Here is a 20140-nt window from a genome sequence, read left to right on the forward strand (position 1 = left end):
CATGACACGAAGCTGGATTTCGGCAGCCGCGCTCGGCGCGGCGCTCCTTGGCGGATGCGGCACCGGTTGGGCGCAAACGACGCTCAAGGTGATGAGTTTCAACATCTATGGCGGTGGAGCGAACGAGGGCAAGTCGATCGACGAGACCGTCGCCGCGATCAAGGCCGCCAACCCCGACGTGATCTCGATCTCCGAGACCCGCGCCGAAAGCGACCCTTGCACGGCCGAAAGCTGCCCGCCGGCTGGCCCCAGCATCGCTGCCGATCTGGCCGCCGCGCTCGGCTTCCAGTTTCACGACCAGACCGGCGACGATCCCGCCATCTGGGCCAACGCGGTTCTCTCGCGCTATCCGATCGTCTCGCCAACCGCCGACGAACTGGGCGTCACGATCGATGTCGAGGGGCGCAGGATCACGGTGTTCAGCGTGAATCTCGACGACGCACCCTATCAGCCCTATCAGTTGCTCGACATCGAATATGGCAGCGCGCCGTTCCTCAAGACCGCCGCCGAGGCGATTTCCTCCGCGGAAGCGACACGGGGCAAGGCTTTCGACGATCTCGTGAAGGACGCCGAGGCCGCCATGCAGGCCGGGTCGGAGGCCGTTTTCATCGACGGCGACTTCAACGAGCCCTCACACCGCGACTGGACGGAGGCCACCGTCAAGGCGGGTCTGCAGCCTCTTGCCGTCGCGTGGCCGGGCACGACGAAGCTGGAAGCCGCCGGCTTCACGGATACATTCCGCGCCGTTCATCCCGATCCGGTCGCAACGCCCGGCATGACCTGGACGCCGACCTCCGAGCCGACCGACCCGGAAGATCATCACGACCGCATCGACTTCGTCTTCGCCAAGGCAAAGGACCTCAAGGTCCTCGACTCAAAGGTTGTCGGCGAAAAGGAGCCCGAGGCCGCCATCGTCGTGACACCCTGGCCGTCGGACCACCGCGCCGTCATTTCGACGGTGACATTCTGACGGATCGCCAAAAAGAAAACGCCGGGCTTGGAACCCGGCGTTTTGCTTTGCTCAAAGATCGTGTCTGATCAGCTGTCGAGGAACGAGCGCAGCTTGCGCGACCGCGACGGGTGCTTGAGCTTGCGCAGCGCCTTCGCCTCGATCTGGCGGATACGTTCGCGCGTCACCGAGAACTGCTGGCCGACCTCTTCCAGCGTGTGGTCGGTGTTCATGCCGATGCCGAAGCGCATGCGCAGCACGCGCTCCTCGCGCGGCGTCAGCGAGGCGAGCACGCGCGTCGTGGTCTCGCGCAGGTTCGACTGGATCGCCGCGTCGATCGGCAGGATCGCGTTCTTGTCCTCGATGAAATCGCCGAGATGTGAATCCTCCTCGTCGCCGATCGGCGTCTCGAGGCTGATCGGCTCCTTGGCGATCTTGAGCACCTTGCGAACCTTTTCCAGCGGCATCGCCAGCTTTTCGGCGAGCTCCTCCGGGGTCGGCTCGCGGCCGATCTCGTGCAGCATCTGGCGCGAGGTGCGGACGATCTTGTTGATCGTCTCGATCATGTGCACCGGAATGCGGATCGTGCGGGCCTGGTCGGCGATCGAGCGGGTGATCGCCTGCCGGATCCACCACGTCGCATAGGTGGAGAACTTGTAGCCGCGCCGGTACTCGAACTTGTCCACCGCCTTCATCAGGCCGATGTTGCCCTCCTGGATGAGGTCCAGGAACTGCAGGCCGCGGTTCGTGTACTTCTTGGCGATCGAGATCACGAGACGAAGGTTCGCCTCGACCATCTCCTTCTTGGCGACGCGGGCTTCCCGCTCGCCCTTCTGCACCAGATGGACGATCTTGCGGAATTCCGTGATCTCAAGGCCGGTCTCGGTGGCCAGCGTCTGGATGTCCTGACGAAGCTCGCGGATCGAGTCCTTCTCGTTCGCGACGAACTCCTTCCAGCCGCGCCCTGAAAGGCTGGCGACCTTGCGGATCCAGTTCGGGTCGAGCTCGGCCCCGTGATAGTGCTTGAGGAACTCGTCGCGCTTGACCGAATAGGATTCGGCAAGACGAAGCAGACGGCCCTCGAAGCCGATCAGACGCTTGTTGATGTCGTAAAGCTGCTCGACAAGGCTCTCGATACGGTTGGTATTGAGCGAGAGGGACTTCACGTCCTCCTCGATGTCTTCCTTCAGCTTCTTGTAGCGGCGCTCCTGGCTCGGGCTCAGCGTCTGGTTCCGCATGCGGTTTTCGACGAGTTGGTCCTGCAGCCGGCGCAGCTTCTTGTATTCCTCGGCGACCCGGTCGAAGGTCTCCAGAACCTTCGGCTTGAGTTCGGCTTCCATCGCCGACAGGGAGATGTTGTTCTCCATGTCGTCATCGGGATCGACGTCGCCCTCGCCTTCGCCCTCACCCTCGGCGGTCTCCGGCTCCTCGCGCTCCTCGGTCTCGCCCACCGGAAGTTCCGGCGCGCCCTTGCCGTCGGGGCCGGCATAGGTCGCCTCGAGGTCAATGATGTCGCGCAGGAGGATCTTGCCCTCATTGAGCTCATCGCGCCAGATGATGATCGCCTGGAAGGTCAGCGGGCTCTCGCAGAGGCCCGCGATCATTGCCTCGCGGCCAGCCTCGATGCGCTTGGCGATGGCGATTTCGCCCTCGCGGGACAGAAGCTCCACCGAGCCCATTTCGCGCAGATACATGCGCACCGGATCGTCGGTCCGGTCGGCCGGCTCGCGGCCCGCGGTCTTGGCCACGGCGGTACCGGTCGTCTCGGTGAGCTCGCCGCCCTCTTCCTCGTCGTTGCTGCTGTTGTTGTCTTCCTCGGCCTCTTCCGATTCGACGACGTTGATGCCCATGTCGGAGAGCATCGCCATCGTGTCCTCGATCTGCTCGGAGGTGACTTCCTCCGAGGGCAGGACCTCGTTCAGCTCTTCATAGGTAACGTAGCCGCGCTTCTTCGCCAGCTTGATCATTCGCTTGACGGCAGCATCGGAAAGATCGAGAAGCGGACCGTCGGGCGTCTCCGCATTGTTCTCGGAAACGTCCTCTTTTTCAGTCGCCTTCGCCACCATTCGCTTCTCTCCGAATTCCGCAAGGGGGACAGCGGGGATTGTCGATCAATCCGGGCCAGCCCTGAATATTCGCCTCTTGCGACGCGTTACGCCGCACATGCCTTAGGGCCCCCGGAAACAGCCGATGCCATTTCCGCCGCCCTCAAGTTCGCGCCCGGCCGGGAACTGCCGGAACGCCAGTCATGCACCAAGCCCGTTAAGCCGCACTTAACCGTGACAACTGCCGACGATAGGAAAGTCTTGAACGAGCCCCTTCGGGCCACACGCACATTCCGGCTGTCCGCTCTTCAAAAAGCATGCCTGCTCCGCAAGAGCGCCGCCGTGCGCTCGTTATGATCAAATCGCGGCGCTCTCGTTCAAGAGCGTCACGTGCCAATGTGTATGATCCACCATACTCCAAAGACCAATGAGCTTGGAGGGATGTATTTAGCGTTCGAATCATTTTTCGCAAGAGCGATTCGCCACCACCGGTCCAGATTCGGCCATTTTGACGTCGATTCCCGGGAAGGTCGATCGACAGACTTCCACGATACGGACCGACCGTTCACCTTTTCCGGGCATCCCGGAAATAGGTATGGCGCCGGCGGCGCAACGGCCCGGCAAGAATTGTTGCGTCTATTCAGCCGCTTGCCCTGCCTTTCGCGCCAGAATGTCTTCCTTGAGCTGCTTGAGGAACCAGATCTCCTCGAACTGGTCCGGCAGCACCAGCTCCCAAATGACGCCGCCCGCCTGGGATCGCATCGTCTTGGTCTCGATGACCTCTTTTTCGGTCACGATCCAGTGGAGCAGCGAATCGTGTTCCATGATCGGCAACCGGTCGTCGTCGACCACCATGGACGAATGAACCGTCGTGACGATCGGCGTTTCCGGCGTGATCTTGCCGAGATCGCGGAAGAGGCCGAGCTCCAGATCGGCAAAGCCGCCGCCCTTGCCGGTGCGCCCGCCGGCGCGGGTCACGGCCACGCAGCCGCAGACCGCCAGATCGATCGGCTCCAACGCCTCGAAGGACAGCTTTTCGCCGACCTGCACGGAGCCCTGCGAGGTTGCCGCAAGCTCGAACTGCACGCCGTCCCGAGAAAGCTTCTCCGGGTCGAGCTTCACCCAGGGAAGATCGCCGCTGCCAAATTCCGGCACCGGCACATAGACGATCTTGCCGTCGTAAAGCGCACGCAGGCGAACCGGAATTTGCGGCGGGTCCGGATTGCACTTGACGATCTTTGCCTGTTTCCACACCGGCAACTGGGAGAGCCGCCAGGCCGCCTCGTCGGCGCCAACCCAGTTGGAAATCCGGCTCCAGACCGGCCCGACGTTGACGCCCGTCTCCTCCAACCGCTCCCAGATCTCCCGGCGCAGGGCATCCTTGTCGACGTTCCGGCCCGACCAGCGGCCCGCCTTTTCCTCATCGGTGGATTCCAGCGTGGAATTCATCGTGCTGTGCATCGAATGCCTCTTCACAAGTGTGCCGTACCGCAGGAACGCGCCTGCCGCCGCCCCCTCTACCCAATGAGTTGCGGAGCCGGCGTCCGGTTGCCATGCGCCGCGCGGATGATCTTTGCCTCTTCGGCCATTTCCTGTTCCTTGCGGGCCAGCTCCTCGCGGCGGCGATTGCGCTCGCGCGTGAACTCGATAATGCGCGTGGCGGCATCCCCGTCTTCATCGGACAGATGCGCGAGCTCGGCCTCGATCTCGTCGGAGAGCTGACGCAGCGACAACCGCTCCAGCATCATGACGAAGCAGGTCTCGACGAAATCCGGGCTTGGATGAAACTTCAGGATCGGCAGGCGCTCGCGCAGCCTGTGGCCGCGCGGCAGGACGACGCCCGTCTCCAGCCGCTGCTCGTCGCCATGCACCTCGTTGAGGACGAAATAGAAGCGCCCGTCGAGCCCGCCATAGAAGGTCGAGACCGACGCGTCATCGAAATCGACCGCAATGCGGTAGAGCGCCCGCTTGAACTCCTCCAGCGAGGCAACGCGCATTTCAAGGCGCACAAGATCCTCGATGTGGCGCTCGTAGAGATCGGGGTTCTCGATGCAGAGGCCGAGCAGGATGCGCTCGATATTGGCAAGTTCGGTCTCGTCGTCCCGGCGAAGATCGACAGTGCCCTGCCCCGCCGCCCCACCGGCCTGCGACGGCGTTCCCCGTCCGCCGCGCTGCGGCCGGTCGTGGTTCCAGAACAGCTCCGACAGCTTGACCCTGAGATCGAGCCGGTAGCGCCGAGCAACCCGCTCGTCCTTGATCTGCCGGACAAGCTCGTCGACCCTTGCCTCCAGCGCCGCCTTGCGCTCGGGCGTATCGATGCGGGCCTGGCTGCTTTCGCGCTGCCAGAGCACCTCCGAGAGAGGGGCGGCCCGTTGAAGTTCGGCGAGGAAGGCTTCGCGCCCACCGGAACGGATCAACTCGTCCGGGTCCTGCCCGTTCGGCAGGAAGCAGAAATTGAAGGAATAGCCGGATTTCAGCACCGGCAGCATGCGGTCGATGGCCCGATGCGCCGCCGCGATGCCGGCCTTGTCGCCGTCAAAGCAGATCACCGGTTCGGGGGCGAGCCGCCAGAGCCGGTGGACATGGTCCTCGGTGAAGGCGGTGCCGAGGGCCGCGACCACATTCTCGATCCCCGCCTGATAGACAGCGATGGCGTCGAGATAGCCCTCGGTCACGATCACCGAGCCCGCCTTGTGGGCCGGCTCGCGCGCCTTGTCGAGGTTGAAGAGCATCGATCCCTTGTGGAAGATCGGCGTCTCCGGCGAGTTGAGATATTTCGGCGTCCCCTCCGGGTCGAGCGTGCGCCCGCCAAAGGCGATCACCCGGCCCCGGTCGTCGTTGATCGGGATCATCAGCCGGCCACGGAAGCGGTCGTAGCTCGCCCGCCCGTCTTCCGGACGGATCAGCAGCCCCGCCTCGATGGCAAGGTCCTCCGGCACACCCTCGGCGGCAAGATGCTTCTTCAGCGCGTCGCGCTCATTCGGGGCATAGCCAATGCGGAATTTCGAGACCGTGACCGGCTCAAGCCCGCGTTTGGCGATATAGTCCTTCGCGGCCCGGCCTTCGGGCGCCCGAAGGCGCGACTGGAAGAAGACAGCCGCGATCTCGGTGACATCGGACAAGGTCCTGCGGACAGCCGCCCGCCTCGCCTCTGCCGGATCGGCAACGGGAAGCGCGACGCCGGCATCCTGCGCCAGCCGTTCCACCGCCTCGGGGAAGGACAGTCCCTCCGTCTCGGCCAGGAACTTGAAATGATCGCCCGACGCCCCGCAGCCGAAGCAGTGATAGATGCCCCTGCGGTCGTCGCAATGAAACGACGGCGACTTTTCGCTGTGGAACGGGCAGCAGGCCCAGAAGTCGCCCCGCCCCGGCTGAGACTTGCGCTTGTCCCACGTGACCTTGCGGCCCACCACATCGGAGATGGGCAGGCGCGCACGGATATCGTCGAGGATTTGAGGCGAAAAGCGCATGGTGTTGGATCGTAGGCAGTCTGCGGTGGGCAGGCAATCGCGTCTTTATCGGACTTGCGATCTCAAATGTCGAACCGCCCGCGCGTTTATCCCCGATGTTCAGATATCCCCGTTGTCGCCGCGAAGAGCTTCCGCGACAAATCCCTCCGGATCGGCGCAGAACTCGCGCCAGATTCTCAGGTGGTCGGTCTCTTCCAGGCTTGCCGGCTCCAGCCCGCCCCGCGTCAGCCGCAGCAGCCGCGCGTTCGGCAGCGCCATCAGCATGGGCGAATGGGTCGCCATGATGACCTGGCAGATGCCGGACCGGTCCATCCGGTCGAGCAGCTTGAGGAACTCAACCTGCCGGGAGGGCGAGAGCGCCGATTCCGGTTCGTCGAAGATGAAGATCCCCTGCCGATCGCATCGTTCCTCGAAGAAGCGCAGGAATCCCTCGCCATGCGAATGGGACAGGAAATCCGGCGGCGGCGGACCGCCGATATCGTCGAGCGCCGCCTCATCGAGGTAACGGGCAACGGAGAAGAAACTCTCGGCGCGGAAGAACCAGCCATTGGTCAGCTTCGGCAGCCAGGCGGCCTTCAGCGCATCCGACAGGGACCCGCCCATCTTCTCAAGCGCACGGGAATGATCCACGGGCCTGTAGCCCTTGCCGCCGCCGGCTTCGTCATAGCCGGCGAGCGCCGCAATCCCCTCCAGAAGCGTCGACTTGCCCGTCCCGTTCTCGCCGACGATGATCGTGACGGCGCGGTCGAACCGGAGTTCGAAGTCGTCTTCGAAGAAGGGCAGGCAGAAGGGATAGGCCTTCCGGTCCGCGATACGCTCGGCGTCGAGCCACACCCGCTTCAGATAGGGGGCGGGCAGGTTGATCCTGCGGCTGCGACGCGCCATTGGCCCACCTCACCCCTCGGTCAGGATCCCTTTCACCATGCCGCTGGCCTTGGAAAAGTCCATCTGCCCCGGATAGCGCTCCTTGAGCGCGTTCATGCAGCGGCCGACATCGCGCAGGCCCTGCGCGCCCGTCTCGGACACGACTTCGCGGCAGGCGGACTTCACCTCGTCCTCGGACAGCTGCTTGGGCAGGAACTCGCGGATGATCTCCGCTTCCTCGCGCTCCTGCTCGGCAAGATCGAGCCGTCCACCCTCTTCATAGAGGCGGGCCGACTCGTCGCGCTGCTTGATCATCTTGGCGAGAATCTGCAGCACCTCGTCGTCGGTGACACGGTCCTTGCCCGATCCCCGGACCGCGATGTCGCGGTCCTTGATTGCGGCACTGATCAGCCGCAATGTCGACACGCGGCGCTTGTCCTGGGCCTTCAACGCGACCTTCAGCGCCTCGTCGATCTTTTGACGCATCAATGACTCCATATCCTGGCGGCAAGGCAAACCTGTGCGCCGCCCATTGATCAGCAATGGTGGATAGACGAACAAACCTCTGATTTCAAAAAGAATTTCATCGGCGACCGATCATTGACTGTGCTTCGTCTTTCGCATAATGTCCCGCCACCGAAGGGGCCGGATCGCTGGCGCCCGGATGAGAGCGGCGAGAACTCTACCTGAGTTTTTCCCGCCGGTGAGCCCTGAATTTTCGGCAGCCTCATCATACTCCCCAATTACGAGGGGTGTGAATGGTTGTGGTCAGCCAAAGGCTTGGGCCCGGCATTGCTGCAAAGACGGTTCCGTTCTCGTCCGCGCCACCAGCGACCATCCGGTCCACCTGAACCGCGACCGCGCAGGACGTTCCATGACTTCTTCCACAGCCACTTCTCCCTGGGCCGAACCGACCCCGACCGCCCTTCTCGTGCTCGCCGACGGCACAGTGATCGAAGGCTTCGGATTCGGAGCCCAAGGCAGCGCGGTGGGCGAGGTCTGCTTCAACACCGCCATGACGGGTTACGAGGAAATCCTCACGGACCCTTCCTATTCCGGACAGATCGTCACCTTCACCTTTCCGCACATTGGTAACGTGGGCGTTAACGACGAGGATATCGAGACCGTCAACATGGCGGCCTCGTCCGGCATTCGCGGCTGCGTGGTCAAGGCGGACGTCACCGATCCGTCCAACTATCGCTCCACCCGGCGCTTCGATGCCTGGCTCTCGGCACGCGGCATCATCGGCATTTCCGGCGTCGATACGCGTGCGCTGACCGCTCTCGTCCGCGAGAAGGGCATGCCCAACGCGGTGATCGCCCACGATCCGGACGGCAACTTCGACATCCCGGCGCTGAAGGCCGAGGCGGCCGCCTGGGGCGGGCTCGTCGGCCTCGATCTCGCCAAGGACGTCACCGGGTCGCAGACCTACACCTGGGACGAGACGACCTGGACCCATGAGCACGGCTACGGCACCATGAGCGATCCACGCTATCATGTGGTGGCGGTCGACTACGGAACCAAGCGCAATATCCTGCGCCTTCTTGCAGACCAGCATTGCAAGGTGACGGTCTTGCCGGCGACGGCAACAGCCGACGATGTCATGGCCCACAACCCGGACGGCGTTTTCCTGTCGAATGGCCCCGGCGACCCGGCGGCGACGGGTGAATACGCGGTTCCGATGATCAGGCAGATCGTCGACAGCGGCATCCCGACCTTCGGCATCTGCCTTGGCCATCAGATGATGGGTATCGCCCTTGGCGGCAAGACCGTGAAGATGCACCAGGGTCATCATGGCGCCAACCACCCGGTGATGGACCACACCACCGGCAAGGTCGAGATCACCTCCATGAACCATGGCTTCGCCGTGGATGCCAACAGCCTGCCGGACAACGTCGAGCAGACCCACGTCTCGCTCTTCGACGGCTCCAACTGCGGCCTGCGGCTGAAAGACAAGCCGGTCTTCTCGGTGCAGTATCACCCGGAGGCCTCGCCCGGTCCGCGCGACAGCCATTATCTCTTCACGCGGTTTGTGAATCTGATCCGCGAGCGCAAGGGCGAGGCGACCGTCGCCGAGCGGTAAGGTTTTTTGATCCGCCGAATTTTTGACGTCATGGTCCACGAAGGCGGACCATCCACGACACATCTTGCAAGAATTCTTCGTGGATCCTCCGCCTCCGCGGAGGATGACTACTGCGCTGCGAAGCGCCCTCAGCCTTCCGCCAGCTTTTCCCTGACCAGCGGCGCGACCTTCGTCCCATAGAGCTCGATCGCGTTCATCAACTGCTCATGCGGCTGAAGGCCGATGGCCATTTGCAGCAGAAAGCGGTCGTTGCGGAAGATGCGCTGATGGGCGACGATTTTGTCCGCCAGCGCCTCCGGGCTACCGACGAAGATCGCCCCGTTCGGTCCGATCGACTGATTGTAGGACGCCCGCGTCATCGGCGAGAAGCCGCGCTCCCTGCCGATCCGGTTCATCACCTCGGCCTGCGGTTCATAGTAGAGGTCCGCCGCCTCCTCGCTTGTCCGGCCGACATAGCCGTGGACGTTGATCGACGTCTTGAGCCCGCCCGGATCACGCCCGACACGCTTCGCCGTCTCGCGATAAAGCTCGAACAGCGGCGCAAAGCGGCGCGGTTCGCCGCCAATGATCGCGAGCGCCAGCGGCAGGCCATGGAACGCAGCCCGCGCCACCGAATTCGGCGTGCCGCCGACCGCCACCCAGAGCGGGAGCGGATCCTGCAGCGGACGCGGATAGACCGGCAGCCCGGCAATCGGCGGCCGCGTCTCGCCCGACCAGGTCACCACCTCGCTGTCGCGGATCTTCATCAGCAGTTCGAGCTTCTCGTCGAACAGCTTGTCGTAGTCGTTGAGGTCGTAGCCGAAGAGCGGGAAGGACTCGATGAAGGAGCCTCGCCCGGCCATGATCTCCGCGCGTCCCTTGGAAAGAAGATCGACGGTCGCGAACTGCTGGAACACCCGCACCGGATCGTCCGAACTCAGGATCGAGACGGCGCTCGTCAGTCGGATCTTTTGCGTTTTCACGGCCGCGGCCGCCAGCAGGATCGCGGGGCTGGACGCCATGTAATCGGGCCGGTGGTGCTCGCCGAGACCGAAGACATCGAGGCCGACCTGATCGGCAAGCTCGATTTCCTTGATCAGTTCCTCGGCGCGCCGCGCGGCGGCTTCGCCCTTGTCTGGCGCATTCGGATCGACGTCGGCGAAGGTGTAGAGGCCCAGTTCCATGACGCATCCCTTTTTGAAGGTGGGGTCAGGACATAGGCCAATCTGCCAGACACGCCAAGGCATGGCCTGGAAACGCAGTGTTCAATATTCAGGACATTAAGGCGCGGAGCTTCCTGGACAAAGCCACCTTCGTCGAACGATCGCCACACCCTCTCGGGGAGCCGCCCTCATCCCTGCGTCGCCTATTCGGTCCTCAGTAGGACCAGCGCTGCGCCTTGTTGACGAGGAAATCCCGGAAGACGTGGACGCGGGCCGAATTCCGGAGTTCGTCCGGGTAGACGAAATAAGTATCGTAGGAAGGAAGATCGACTTCCGGAATGAGCTGTACCAGCCCGGAATCCGTCTCGATCAGGTAGTCCGGCAGCAGCGCGATGCCGATGCCCCGCTGCACCGCATGCTTGATCGCGACCAGATTGTTGACCCGAAGCACCGGAACGCGCGGATTTTCGTAAGGACGCCCGACGCCCTCCAGCCAGTTCATGTCGCGCAGGTAGGCCGGCGCCGCGACACCGAAGGTCACGATGCGATGGCCGTCGAGTTCCTCGATCGTGTGCGGCGAGCCGAAGCGCTTGATATAGGCCTGCGAGGCGAAAAGGTGGAAATGCACCGTGAAGAGCTTGCGCTGGACAAGATCCGGCTGCACGGGTTGGCGCAGGCGGATCGCCACGTCGGCCTGGCGCATGGAAAGGTCCAGTTCATCGTCATCGAGGATGAGCTGAAGCTGCACTTCCGGGAAAAGATCGATGAATTCATGGATGCGCGCCGTCAGCCAGCTCGACCCGAGACCGACGGTCGTCGTCACGCGCAGGCTACCCGAGGGGCGCTCGCGTGAATCGGTCAGGCGGCTCTGCACCTCGTCGAGCTTCATCATCACCTCATGCGAGGTGCGATAGAGCAGTTCGCCCTGTTCCGTCAGGATCAGGCCGCGGGCATGGCGGTGAAAGAGCGGCACGCCAAGGTCGGTTTCAAGTGCGCTCACCTGCCGGCTCACCGCCGACTGGCTCATGTTGAGTACGTCGCCCGCATGCGTGAAGCTGCCGGCGCGCGCGGCCGCATGAAAGATGCGCAGCTTGTCCCAGTCCATCACCGAAAGCCTCCCCAGCCCGCGCGCCGTCTGTTCCCCTGTCTGTTCCGAATGTCCAGCTTCCGGTCCGTCCTCGTCGCTCCGCTCTTGCGGAGCCATTCGGGTCGGTGTCGTGAAGCAAGGAGATTCGGCCGACTTGACTGACGCGCCGACCTCTTCAGCAAGAAGATAACGCGATCGAACGCCTTGAAAAGATCGCAGCCCGCAGGCTGCGCGATCAATCGGCATGAATGATCGAGCGAACGCAATCAATCAGCCGATGTGGACCTCATCATGGCAAACCATCGACAGACGACATAGCTCGTCCGACAAGGATTCCCACATAAATCGAAAGCCAAGGCAAATGTCGGGTTCATTTTTTCAATCCGTGCCCGACAAAAGAGCACAAATGACCGTCCGATTGCCTTGACTGTCCTTTTTCCAAACTGGAGACGGGATCGCAAAATTATTCGGCGGCAACCTCAAGCCCTACCGTCGACAGATAACGCTCGGCCTCCAGCGCCGACATGCAGCCCATGCCCGCCGCCGTGACCGCCTGGCGGAAAACATCGTCCGTCACGTCTCCGGCCGCGAAGACGCCTTCGACGCTGGTCGCCGTGGAATCGGGCGCCGTCCAGATGTAACCGCCGGCCTTCAGCTTCAGCTGGTCCTTGAAGAGGCCGCTAGCCGGGGCATGGCCGATGGCCACGAAGATACCGTCGATCGGCATCGCGGTGATCTCGCCGGTCTGCAGATTCTTGATCCTCGCCCCGGTGACCGACGGCGGGAACCCTTCCGTTCCGGTCACCTCGTCGATGACGCTGTTCCACAGCACCTCGATCTTCGGATGCTTGAACAGCCGCTCCTGCAGGATGCGCTCGGCCCGGAACTCGTCGCGACGGTGGACGACGGTCACCTTGTCGGCATGGTGGGTGAGGTAGAGCGCCTCCTCCACCGCGGTGTTGCCGCCGCCGACGACAATGACGTGCTTGTTCTTGTAGAAGAAGCCGTCGCAGGTCGCACACGCCGAAACGCCGAAGCCTTGGAACTTCTGTTCGGAGGGAATGCCGAGCCAGCGGGCCTGCGCACCCGTCGCGATCACCAGCGCGTCGCAGGAATAGGTATCACCGCTGTCGCCCTTGAGCTGGAACGGCCGGCGCGAAAGATCGGCCTCGACGATCGTGTCGGAGACCATCTTGGTGCCGACATGCTCGGCCTGCGCCCGCATCTGGTCCATCAGCCAGGGGCCCTGGATGACATCGGCAAAGCCCGGATAGTTTTCCACGTCCGTGGTGATCGTCAGCTGGCCGCCGGGCTGCAGGCCCGCCACCAGCATCGGCTCCATCATCGCCCGTGCCCCATAGATGGCCGCGGTATAGCCCGCCGGTCCCGATCCGAGGATCAGGAGCTTGGAGTGATGATGTGCCATGACGATATCCTTGCGATGATAGCTATCTGGCCGACACATATGGTCGCAGACAGCCGATTTTGAAAGTCCGCACTTCACCCACTTGTGGACAAATCTGGGCGGTGTGGCATTCGCGCGGCAATCCCGGCAGGCAAGCGCTCAAGGACGGCGGATGCAACGACGCCTGTCGCATCCAAAGGCACATAGTCCCAGGTTTCAAGCTTTCCGTCGAACCAGCGCATGGCTCCGGCCGCCAGCATGCCCTCGTGGAAGCGGTCGAATTTGGCCGAGCCACCAGCGAAACGTGCCACCATCACCGGCTTTCCGGTAAAGGCGGCCTCGCCGATCATGTTCGCGCTATCCGGCGTCACGATGAGGTGCGAGGAAAGACCGAGGACGCCCTGATAAGGCGAAAAACCGGCATGGGCATCGAAGACGGATGCATTGCCCTCATCGAGGCCTCCGGCAATCGCGGCAAGGGCTTCCGGCGGCGTTCGCCGCGAGCCGCAGACGATGACAAAGGCGTTGCTCTCCGCCTGCATGGCGGCAAGGCGTGCTCCGAGATCGGCCGCCTCCTCCGCCGCGAACCGGTAGGCCCCCGACGGGCCGCCGACGAGGACACCGACGACCGGCCGCCTCTCCAGCCTGGCGGGTCCGACCGTTTCGGCCAGCGCATGCCCTTCCCGCTCAAGCCCCTCCGCCGTCAGCAGATGCGGCGCGGTCAGCGTGGTGATGACATTCGGCCCCGAAAGGCCGTCATGGGCGCTCGCCCAGACAAGATCGAAGCGCTCCGGCGGTAAACCGGGATCGTCAAGCGCCATGACGAAGACGGCGTTCCCGAGCCTGCGCTTCAGGGCCATCGCGCCGGGAATGGTGCGGCGGCCGGAGGCGAAGACGAGGTCCGGCCAGGGCGGTCCCTTGAGATCGCCGTCAAGCCGGGCCAGCCCACGCGGCGCGATCAGCCGGCCGAGCCAGCCGAGCGTCACCTGCTTAAGGTCTGGTTCCAGGCCAAGCCGCCGGGCAACGCCCAGCCCCTTGATGTCGTGGCCGCGCTTGCCGGAAGACAGCACCCAGGCGACCGGACGCGCCGATGATCGGGTTTCAGCCATCGCGCAGCACGGCCTCGTAGGCGGAAAATTCTTTCTCGCAGGTGGCCCGCGTCGTGAACTCGGCCAGCACCCGCCGTCGTCCCGCCTCGCCGATCCGCTGCCGCCGCTGCGGATCATCGATCAGGCTTCGGATGGCCTCTCTCAAGGCGTCCGCGTCGCCGGGCGGCACGAGCAGCCCGGTCTCGCCGTCAACGACGGTCTCAAGGCTGCCGCCATGGGCCGAGGCGATGATCGGCGTTGCCATCGCCATCGCCTCGATCGCCACCCGTCCGAAGGCTTCCGGATCGGTCGAACAGGAAAACGCGATGTCCGCCGCCGCATTGAGGTTCGGGATATCGCGCCGGCTGCCGAGAAAGCGGATACGCTCGCCAAGGCTTTTCTCCGCAACCGTCCTCTCCAGTTCGGCCCGATAGCCGTCCTTGCCGCCGTCGCCGGCAAAGGCGCAGACGAAGGGCGTCTGAATGCCGGCAAGCGCCTCGATCAGGACGTGATGCCCCTTCCAACGCGTCAGCCGCCCCACCATCAGCAGCAGCGGCACGCCCTCGGGAACGGCCAGCTCCGCACGGATCGCCGCACACTCCTCGGCCCCGATCCGGCCAGGATCGAACGTCGTCTCGTCGACGCCGCGCTCGGCGACCACGATCCGATCACGCGGATAGCCGTAGACCTCGACGATATGGTCCCGGATGAAGCCGGAATTGGCGATGACCCAGGGCCCCTTCAGCATCACCGCGTTGTAGGCCCGCTTCAGCGCGCCCTTGTGGCCGTAGGTGCCGTGAAAGGTCGTCAGAAAGGCTGGCTTGCGTCTGGAAAAATACTGGACCGCCAGCCATCCCGCCCAGGCCGGCGCGCGCGAGCGGGCATGAACGAGATCGACGTCTTCCCGGTCGATGAGAGCGCCGAGCCGCCGGGCATTCGTCAGGATCGCCCAGGGCATCTTGGCGCCAACCGGCATTGTCAAATGCCGTGCGCCGCCAGCCTCGACCGCGCCCACCAGATCCCCGCCCCTGGAGACGACGAGGCTCTTCCAGCCCTTCCCGGTCGTGAACCGCGCCATCTCGACGGCGCTCTTTTCCACGCCGCCATCCCCGAGCGCGGGCAGGAGTTGCAGGACGGTGCGGGTCGTTTCCCGCCGCCCGGATGCACCGGTATCCTCAGCCATCCCGGCGCTCATCCATGGCTGCCGCAAGCGCATTCAGCAGCCGCACGCGATGCCGTTCGACGCCGAACTCGTCGAGCGCGGATTGCCGTCCCGCCGCGCCCATTGCCTTGGCCCGTTCCGGATCGCCGATCAGCTCCAGGATCGCACCGGCGAGCGCCTGCGGATCGGACGGCGGCACGAGCCGGCCCGTCTCGCCGTCGCGGATGATCTCGTCCGTCCCGGCAATGGCGCTGGCGACCACCGGCAGCCCCGCCCCGAGCGCTTCCAGCAGCACCAGCGGAAAACCTTCCTGCAATGAGGGAAAGGCGAAGAGATCGGCACCGGCGAAGAAAGGCGCAAGATCGCTCTTCCAGCCGACAAGCCGCGCCATGTCCTGAAGCTTCAGGTCGGCGATCAGCACCTCGAGCCTGGCCCGCTCGTCGCCCTCGCCCGCGATCTCGCAGACGAGCGCACCGCTGCCGGCCTGCTGCCGCACGATGGCGAGCGCCCTCAGCAGCGTGTCGAAACCCTTCTTCGGATGCAGTCGGCCGGCCGCGACGAGCCGCAAGGGCTCGCCGGAACGCGAGAAAGGTTTGGCCGACAGCGTCGGCGCCGGCACGGCATTCGGGACCACATGGACACGGCTCGCGGGAATGCCGCGTTCCAGCGCCAGCTGCCCGAGATGATCGGCAACGCAGATGTAATGCGTTCGCGTCAACTCCACGTCGAAGGACGGCTTGTGCAGGTAGGCGACCAGCGTCATGGTCTTCGCCGTGACCTTGCGGAAGATGCGATAGGCCCGGTTGCCGTGGCAGATCACCATGGCCGGGGCGTGCTTCCTGACAATCGCCTTCGCGGCCCCGAGCGTCAGCGGGTCCCAGCCGCTATAGGCGGGGATCGCAAGATGCGACGGCCAGAGCTTGTCGGCCTCCACGTCCGCCTTCGATCCCTTGCGCACCACGGCATGGCAGCGCCCTCCGCGCCCCTGCGCGAAGTCGTCGAGGATCGGCTGATAGTCGAGAAAGACCTGTTCGAGCCCGCCGAGGCCTTTTCCGAGCATGACATGCAGGAGAGATCCGGTGCGCTCGGTCATGTCGGTGAAGGCCGTGCTCTTTGCTGGCTGCGCCGGGCGGAAGGGCCGCCGCCCCGCCGCGTGGTCCGGCGCTGGCGGCCAGTCTCATGCGGCATTCGAAGTTCGTTCGTTGCACAAAGCAGTCCGGCAAAGCGGCGTCAATACCCTTTGACGCCGGCAAGCGCCGGCTCTAGGAAGGATGCCGAAACCGAGCTGACCGGAGGGAAAGGTGCAAACAGTCGTCTGCATGAAATGGGGAACCCGCTACCCCGCAGACTATGTCAACCGGCTCTGGTCGATGATCCGGCGCAACACCAGGCGCCCGACGCGGCTCGTCTGCTTCACCGAGAACACGGACGGCATCGACCCGGAGGTGATGACCCATCCCCTCCCCGCGATCAACCTGCCCGAGCGCTTCCTCTGGTACCCGTGGCGCAAGATCTCGCTCTGGCAGGCGCCGCTCGCGGACCTTGAGGGCGAAGTCCTCTACGTCGATCTCGATGTCGTCATCACCGGCAACATCGACGACTTCTTCGATTTCTCGCCCGGCTCCTTCTGCGTTGCCGAGAACTGGACCCAGCCCGGCCAGAAGATCGGCAACACCTCGATCTACAAGTGGACAATCGGCCAGTACCACCAGATCTTCGACGATCTCAACGCCGATCCGGAGAAGATCGTCACTGCCTTCCGCATCGAGCAGCAGTATATCTCGGCGGTCGTCGACAAGATGGTCTTCTGGCCGTCCGACTGGTGCTACTCGTTCAAGCACAGCCTCATTCCGCGCTGGCCGCTGAATTTCATCCTGACGCCGCGCCTGCCCGAGAACGCGCGGATCATCGCCTTCACCGGCAAGCCCGACCCGGACGAGGCCGAAATCGGCCGCTGGCCCGTCAATTCGCCGTGGAAGAAGCTCTACAAGCACGTCCGCCCGACGCCCTGGATCACTGAGAACTGGCGCTGAAAGTTAGAGCGACGCGCAAGACTTATTGGTCAAAGAGATAATATGCGACAATCTCCAGCAAGAGCGCGCCATCTGAGTGGTTGCAGCGTATGGCTATGCGAAGTAAGTCCTCAACATTGAATATCGAATTGCGGGGCGGAATATTCATATGTTGATAGCGCTCTATGCTGGCTCGCCACAGCAGTGAAGGGCTCAGATCGTTGTCTTGTTATTTCGGCAGGCGCCCCAATACAGTCAGAAATGCGACCACAAGGGGATGCTCACGACCAAGTAGAAACACAGTTGCTGCAGGGACGCCAATTGTCACAAGTGATGTAACGACAGCAACTGCCGCAGTGCCTGATGCTTTTCCTGCGGACTTGCCGAAATTTTTCACAAAGCCTCCACTCGCCGCCAGCGCTTCGGCCGCCTCGCGCGCTCTGGTTTCGTCGTCAAGCTGTCGAGTCAGACGGTCGACCAGCGTTTCCAACTGGGCAATACGCAGTTCGAGTTGCGTGCGGTCCAACGGATCAATTGGCGACTGGGTATCAGGTGCGAGATGACGCAATACCTCGGCGAATTCGAGCAATGTTTGCAATGGCTCGGCGACTTTGTTGCCCTGCGCAGCAGGCACTCCGCGCAGGGCATTTTCGATTTGACTAGCGAATTGCTGCGCGGTAAGCCGAGTCACGACTGCATTATGTAACAAATTTTGAATTTGTATTTTTGCAGTCTTGATCTCCTGGCGTTCTGGAGAGTGCACATCTACAGGTAACCGCTCATTATTCGAAGAATCGGAAATTACTGAACTTCCGAAGTCAGATCGTCGATGCAAGGTTCCATTTTTGAATACATAATCCTTAAACAATGGATCTCGCGATGTCGACCTAATTACTTGCAAACCTTCGAAATTTGTACTTTCATCTGATAGAACGCCATCCAAAATAGTATCAGCGTCAATTGCTCCGCCTATTACTAAAGCGCCCTGCAAATTGGCCCCATTGAGTTTTGCGTGCTGGAATCTTGCTCCATTTGCTACCGCCTTTTTCAGGGAAGCCCCGGAAAGGTCTGTATATCCGAAATGAATTTTCTCAAGCCTGCAGCCATCAAAAACGGCGTTGGGCGCTTTCATGAAGCTCACCTTAGCAGCTCGAAAATCGGACCCGTCAAATTGCGTGCCATCGCATTGGGCTCTTTCAAAAAGGCAATGAGAAAAATTTCGGCCTTTGAGGTCCAATCCGCTAAGTTGCGCTTCGCGGAAATCACATCGACTTAGATCGAGTTCGCCAGACGCAAGAAGCTTCAAATCTTCAGAGTCCGCCATTTTTCAAATACTCGTCATTATTGAAGTAGTTTCGAATCTACTCCGCATGTGCGCTTCAGAGAAGGTCCGATGATCGTTGTTTGGAAACTTTTGGTAGCAAGATGCTGTACACAGACTCCACTCAGCGATGATCAAGCCAGGACGCATTGGATGAATGCCCCATTAGGCTGGAAGTGGTCATTGCGGGTTTTCAAATCAGCACGCTGAGCCTATCGCCTCGACAGGAAATTCGCGAGAAGATCGCCCCAGGTCTTGATCTCCGCTTCCAGCGTGAAGAGAAAATCGTCCCAAGCGCGCCTAAACAGGGCGTCCCGCTCCTCATCTTTGCCGATGAGGTCTTCCTACGCGGCAGCAAGATCGTCCTTCGTCACCGCATCGACGAAGCGGGCCCAGTGCTCGCCGACCTCGGCAAGCCCACCGCGCCGGCTGGCAATCAGCGAGCATCTGGCTTAGTCTGGCACTCATTAGGGACATGCCTAGCTGTATCGACCAAACTCCCGGACGTAGCGTCAAGTGCCCCGATCAGCGCCGCAGCTTCGCCACCAGCCGGTAGGCCCGGCGCAGCGCAGTCACGGCGGCACCGACGGCCACCAGCCAGAGAGCGAACCGCAGGATCTCCCCCTGCCCGCGCCACAGCGGCTCGGCAATCGACAGCAGCGCGGCACCCGTGATGAGCGCCATCCGGTGCTGCTTGGCCATCGGGCCGGCGAAGTCCGCTCCGGCGCCGCAATTGACGCCAAGCTCGCGGACATAGGCCGTCAGGAAGGCGAAGCTGACGGCCGCCCAGCCGAGACCCGCCTCCCCGAGGCCGAGCGCAACACCCATGAGGATGAAGAGATCGGAGACCCTGTCCGGGAACTCGTTCCAGAAGCCGCCGTCGGGTGCGGCGCGCCCCGCCTCGATCGCGACCATACCATCGAACAGATTGCACAAAAGCCGTACCTGACAGCCGAGCGCGCCCAGAAGCAGGAATATCCAGCGCCACGGCAGGATGCCGGCAGCCCAGAAGCTCAGGCCCGCCGCCAGCGCAGCGACCATTCCCATGATCGAGATCTGGTTCGGCGTGATCCTGGTCGAGATCAGCCAGCGCACGGCCCGCGCCGCCCATGCGCTTTGCCGGCTGGCAAGCGGTCTGCGGTTTGCGGTGTCAGCCATGTCCGTGCCTCCAGAGGGCGAAATTGTAGAGCGCCGCATAGACCGTCGTGACCGAGAGCGGCAGGGCGATCGTCAGCGCGATTTCGGGGGTTCCGGCAAGGCGGTGGATCGTGACGAGCAGCACGAGCGAGCAGAGCATTGCCGCGAGCGGCGGCAGGAGCAGCGCCGCGCTGCCGGAAAGCTGCCGAGCCATGGCCTCGATCATCCGTTTCAGGAACAGGGTGATGAGCGCCGAGAGGCAGCCCTGCACGAGGCCCACGATGATCGGGCGCGGCATCGGATGCGCGCTGTTGACCCAGATCGCCCATCCACCCATCGCGGCGAACGCAACGGCCATGTGGACCGGGCTGCTTT

17 protein-coding genes are annotated in these 20140 nt (G+C 63.1%); 3 read left to right on the forward strand and 14 right to left on the reverse strand.

The annotated features are described in order from the left end of the window. Window position 1: 1 nt before the first annotated feature. Window positions 2–970 carry an endonuclease/exonuclease/phosphatase family protein gene (locus tag HDIA_RS17285; protein WP_099557297.1) on the forward strand — a complete coding sequence of 323 codons (969 nt, stop codon included), beginning with the start codon at window positions 2–4 and terminating at the stop codon, window positions 968–970. A gap of 68 nt (window positions 971–1038) precedes the next feature. Here the strand turns inward: HDIA_RS17285 and rpoD are convergent, their stop codons facing one another. The 5 genes from rpoD to HDIA_RS17310 all read right to left on the reverse strand — a co-directional run bounded on the left by rpoD (window position 1039) and on the right by HDIA_RS17310 (window position 7814). After that, on the reverse strand, window positions 1039–3015 hold the full coding sequence (gene rpoD, locus HDIA_RS17290) for an RNA polymerase sigma factor RpoD (RefSeq protein WP_099557298.1): 1977 nt from the start codon (window positions 3013–3015) through the stop codon (window positions 1039–1041). Window positions 3016–3630: 615 nt separating this feature from the next. After that, window positions 3631–4455, reverse strand: coding sequence for a 5-formyltetrahydrofolate cyclo-ligase (locus HDIA_RS17295; protein ID WP_210202869.1), 825 nt, complete (start codon window positions 4453–4455; stop codon window positions 3631–3633). Window positions 4456–4511: 56 nt separating this feature from the next. Next, on the reverse strand, window positions 4512–6464 hold the full coding sequence (gene dnaG, locus HDIA_RS17300) for a DNA primase (protein WP_099557299.1): 1953 nt from the start codon (window positions 6462–6464) through the stop codon (window positions 4512–4514). A 99-nt stretch (window positions 6465–6563) separates the two neighbouring features. Then, a complete protein-coding gene (locus HDIA_RS17305; protein WP_099557300.1) occupies window positions 6564–7349 on the reverse strand; it encodes an AAA family ATPase in 786 nt (261 codons plus the stop codon). 9 nt (window positions 7350–7358) lie between these two features. Further along, complete coding sequence (locus tag HDIA_RS17310) at window positions 7359–7814, reverse strand: GatB/YqeY domain-containing protein (RefSeq protein ID WP_099557301.1); 456 nt, start codon at window positions 7812–7814, stop codon at window positions 7359–7361. A 388-nt stretch (window positions 7815–8202) separates the two neighbouring features. Here HDIA_RS17310 and carA point away from each other — a divergent pair, with 388 nt between their 5' ends. Beyond that, window positions 8203–9411 carry a glutamine-hydrolyzing carbamoyl-phosphate synthase small subunit gene (gene carA, locus HDIA_RS17315; protein WP_099557302.1) on the forward strand — a complete coding sequence of 403 codons (1209 nt, stop codon included), beginning with the start codon at window positions 8203–8205 and terminating at the stop codon, window positions 9409–9411. A gap of 128 nt (window positions 9412–9539) precedes the next feature. Here carA and HDIA_RS17320 read toward each other — a convergent pair whose 3' ends face one another. The 6 genes from HDIA_RS17320 to HDIA_RS17345 all read right to left on the reverse strand — a co-directional run bounded on the left by HDIA_RS17320 (window position 9540) and on the right by HDIA_RS17345 (window position 16388). After that, complete coding sequence (locus tag HDIA_RS17320) at window positions 9540–10574, reverse strand: LLM class flavin-dependent oxidoreductase (protein WP_099557303.1); 1035 nt, start codon at window positions 10572–10574, stop codon at window positions 9540–9542. Window positions 10575–10767: 193 nt separating this feature from the next. Beyond that, a complete protein-coding gene (locus tag HDIA_RS17325) occupies window positions 10768–11658 on the reverse strand; it encodes a LysR family transcriptional regulator (protein WP_099557304.1) in 891 nt (296 codons plus the stop codon). Between the two features lie 445 nt (window positions 11659–12103). Further along, the gene (gene trxB, locus HDIA_RS17330) at window positions 12104–13066 is read right to left on the reverse strand and encodes a thioredoxin-disulfide reductase (RefSeq protein WP_099557305.1); all 963 of its coding nucleotides are present in this window, start codon (window positions 13064–13066) and stop codon (window positions 12104–12106) included. 74 nt (window positions 13067–13140) lie between these two features. Continuing rightward, window positions 13141–14154 carry a mitochondrial fission ELM1 family protein gene (locus HDIA_RS17335; protein ID WP_157775709.1) on the reverse strand — a complete coding sequence of 338 codons (1014 nt, stop codon included), beginning with the start codon at window positions 14152–14154 and terminating at the stop codon, window positions 13141–13143. Further along, window positions 14147–15316 (reverse strand): glycosyltransferase family 4 protein, encoded by a 1170-nt coding sequence (locus tag HDIA_RS17340; protein WP_162292662.1) that lies wholly within the window; start codon window positions 15314–15316, stop codon window positions 14147–14149. The genes HDIA_RS17335 and HDIA_RS17340 overlap by 8 nt, the downstream gene beginning before the upstream one ends. Next, window positions 15309–16388, reverse strand: a complete 1080-nt coding sequence (locus tag HDIA_RS17345; protein WP_099557308.1) for a glycosyltransferase — start codon at window positions 16386–16388, stop codon at window positions 15309–15311. Before HDIA_RS17345 ends, HDIA_RS17340 begins: the two co-directional genes overlap by 8 nt. A gap of 208 nt (window positions 16389–16596) precedes the next feature. On the opposite strand from HDIA_RS17345, the gene HDIA_RS17350 reads away from it, so the two are divergent. Further along, window positions 16597–17328 (forward strand): hypothetical protein, encoded by a 732-nt coding sequence (locus HDIA_RS17350; RefSeq protein WP_245883932.1) that lies wholly within the window; start codon window positions 16597–16599, stop codon window positions 17326–17328. A gap of 208 nt (window positions 17329–17536) precedes the next feature. Here the strand turns inward: HDIA_RS17350 and HDIA_RS17355 are convergent, their stop codons facing one another. The 3 genes from HDIA_RS17355 to HDIA_RS17365 form a co-directional block, all read right to left on the reverse strand. Continuing rightward, window positions 17537–18631, reverse strand: coding sequence for a pentapeptide repeat-containing protein (locus HDIA_RS17355; protein WP_099557310.1), 1095 nt, complete (start codon window positions 18629–18631; stop codon window positions 17537–17539). Window positions 18632–19153: 522 nt separating this feature from the next. Continuing rightward, window positions 19154–19786 (reverse strand): CDP-alcohol phosphatidyltransferase family protein, encoded by a 633-nt coding sequence (locus HDIA_RS17360; protein WP_099557311.1) that lies wholly within the window; start codon window positions 19784–19786, stop codon window positions 19154–19156. Then, on the reverse strand, window positions 19779–20123 hold the full coding sequence (locus HDIA_RS17365) for a hypothetical protein (protein WP_245883933.1): 345 nt from the start codon (window positions 20121–20123) through the stop codon (window positions 19779–19781). Before HDIA_RS17365 ends, HDIA_RS17360 begins: the two co-directional genes overlap by 8 nt. Window positions 20124–20140 lie beyond the last annotated feature (17 nt).

The sequence above is a fragment of the Hartmannibacter diazotrophicus genome, assembly GCF_900231165.1.
GTDB lineage: Bacteria > Pseudomonadota > Alphaproteobacteria > Rhizobiales > Pleomorphomonadaceae > Hartmannibacter > Hartmannibacter diazotrophicus.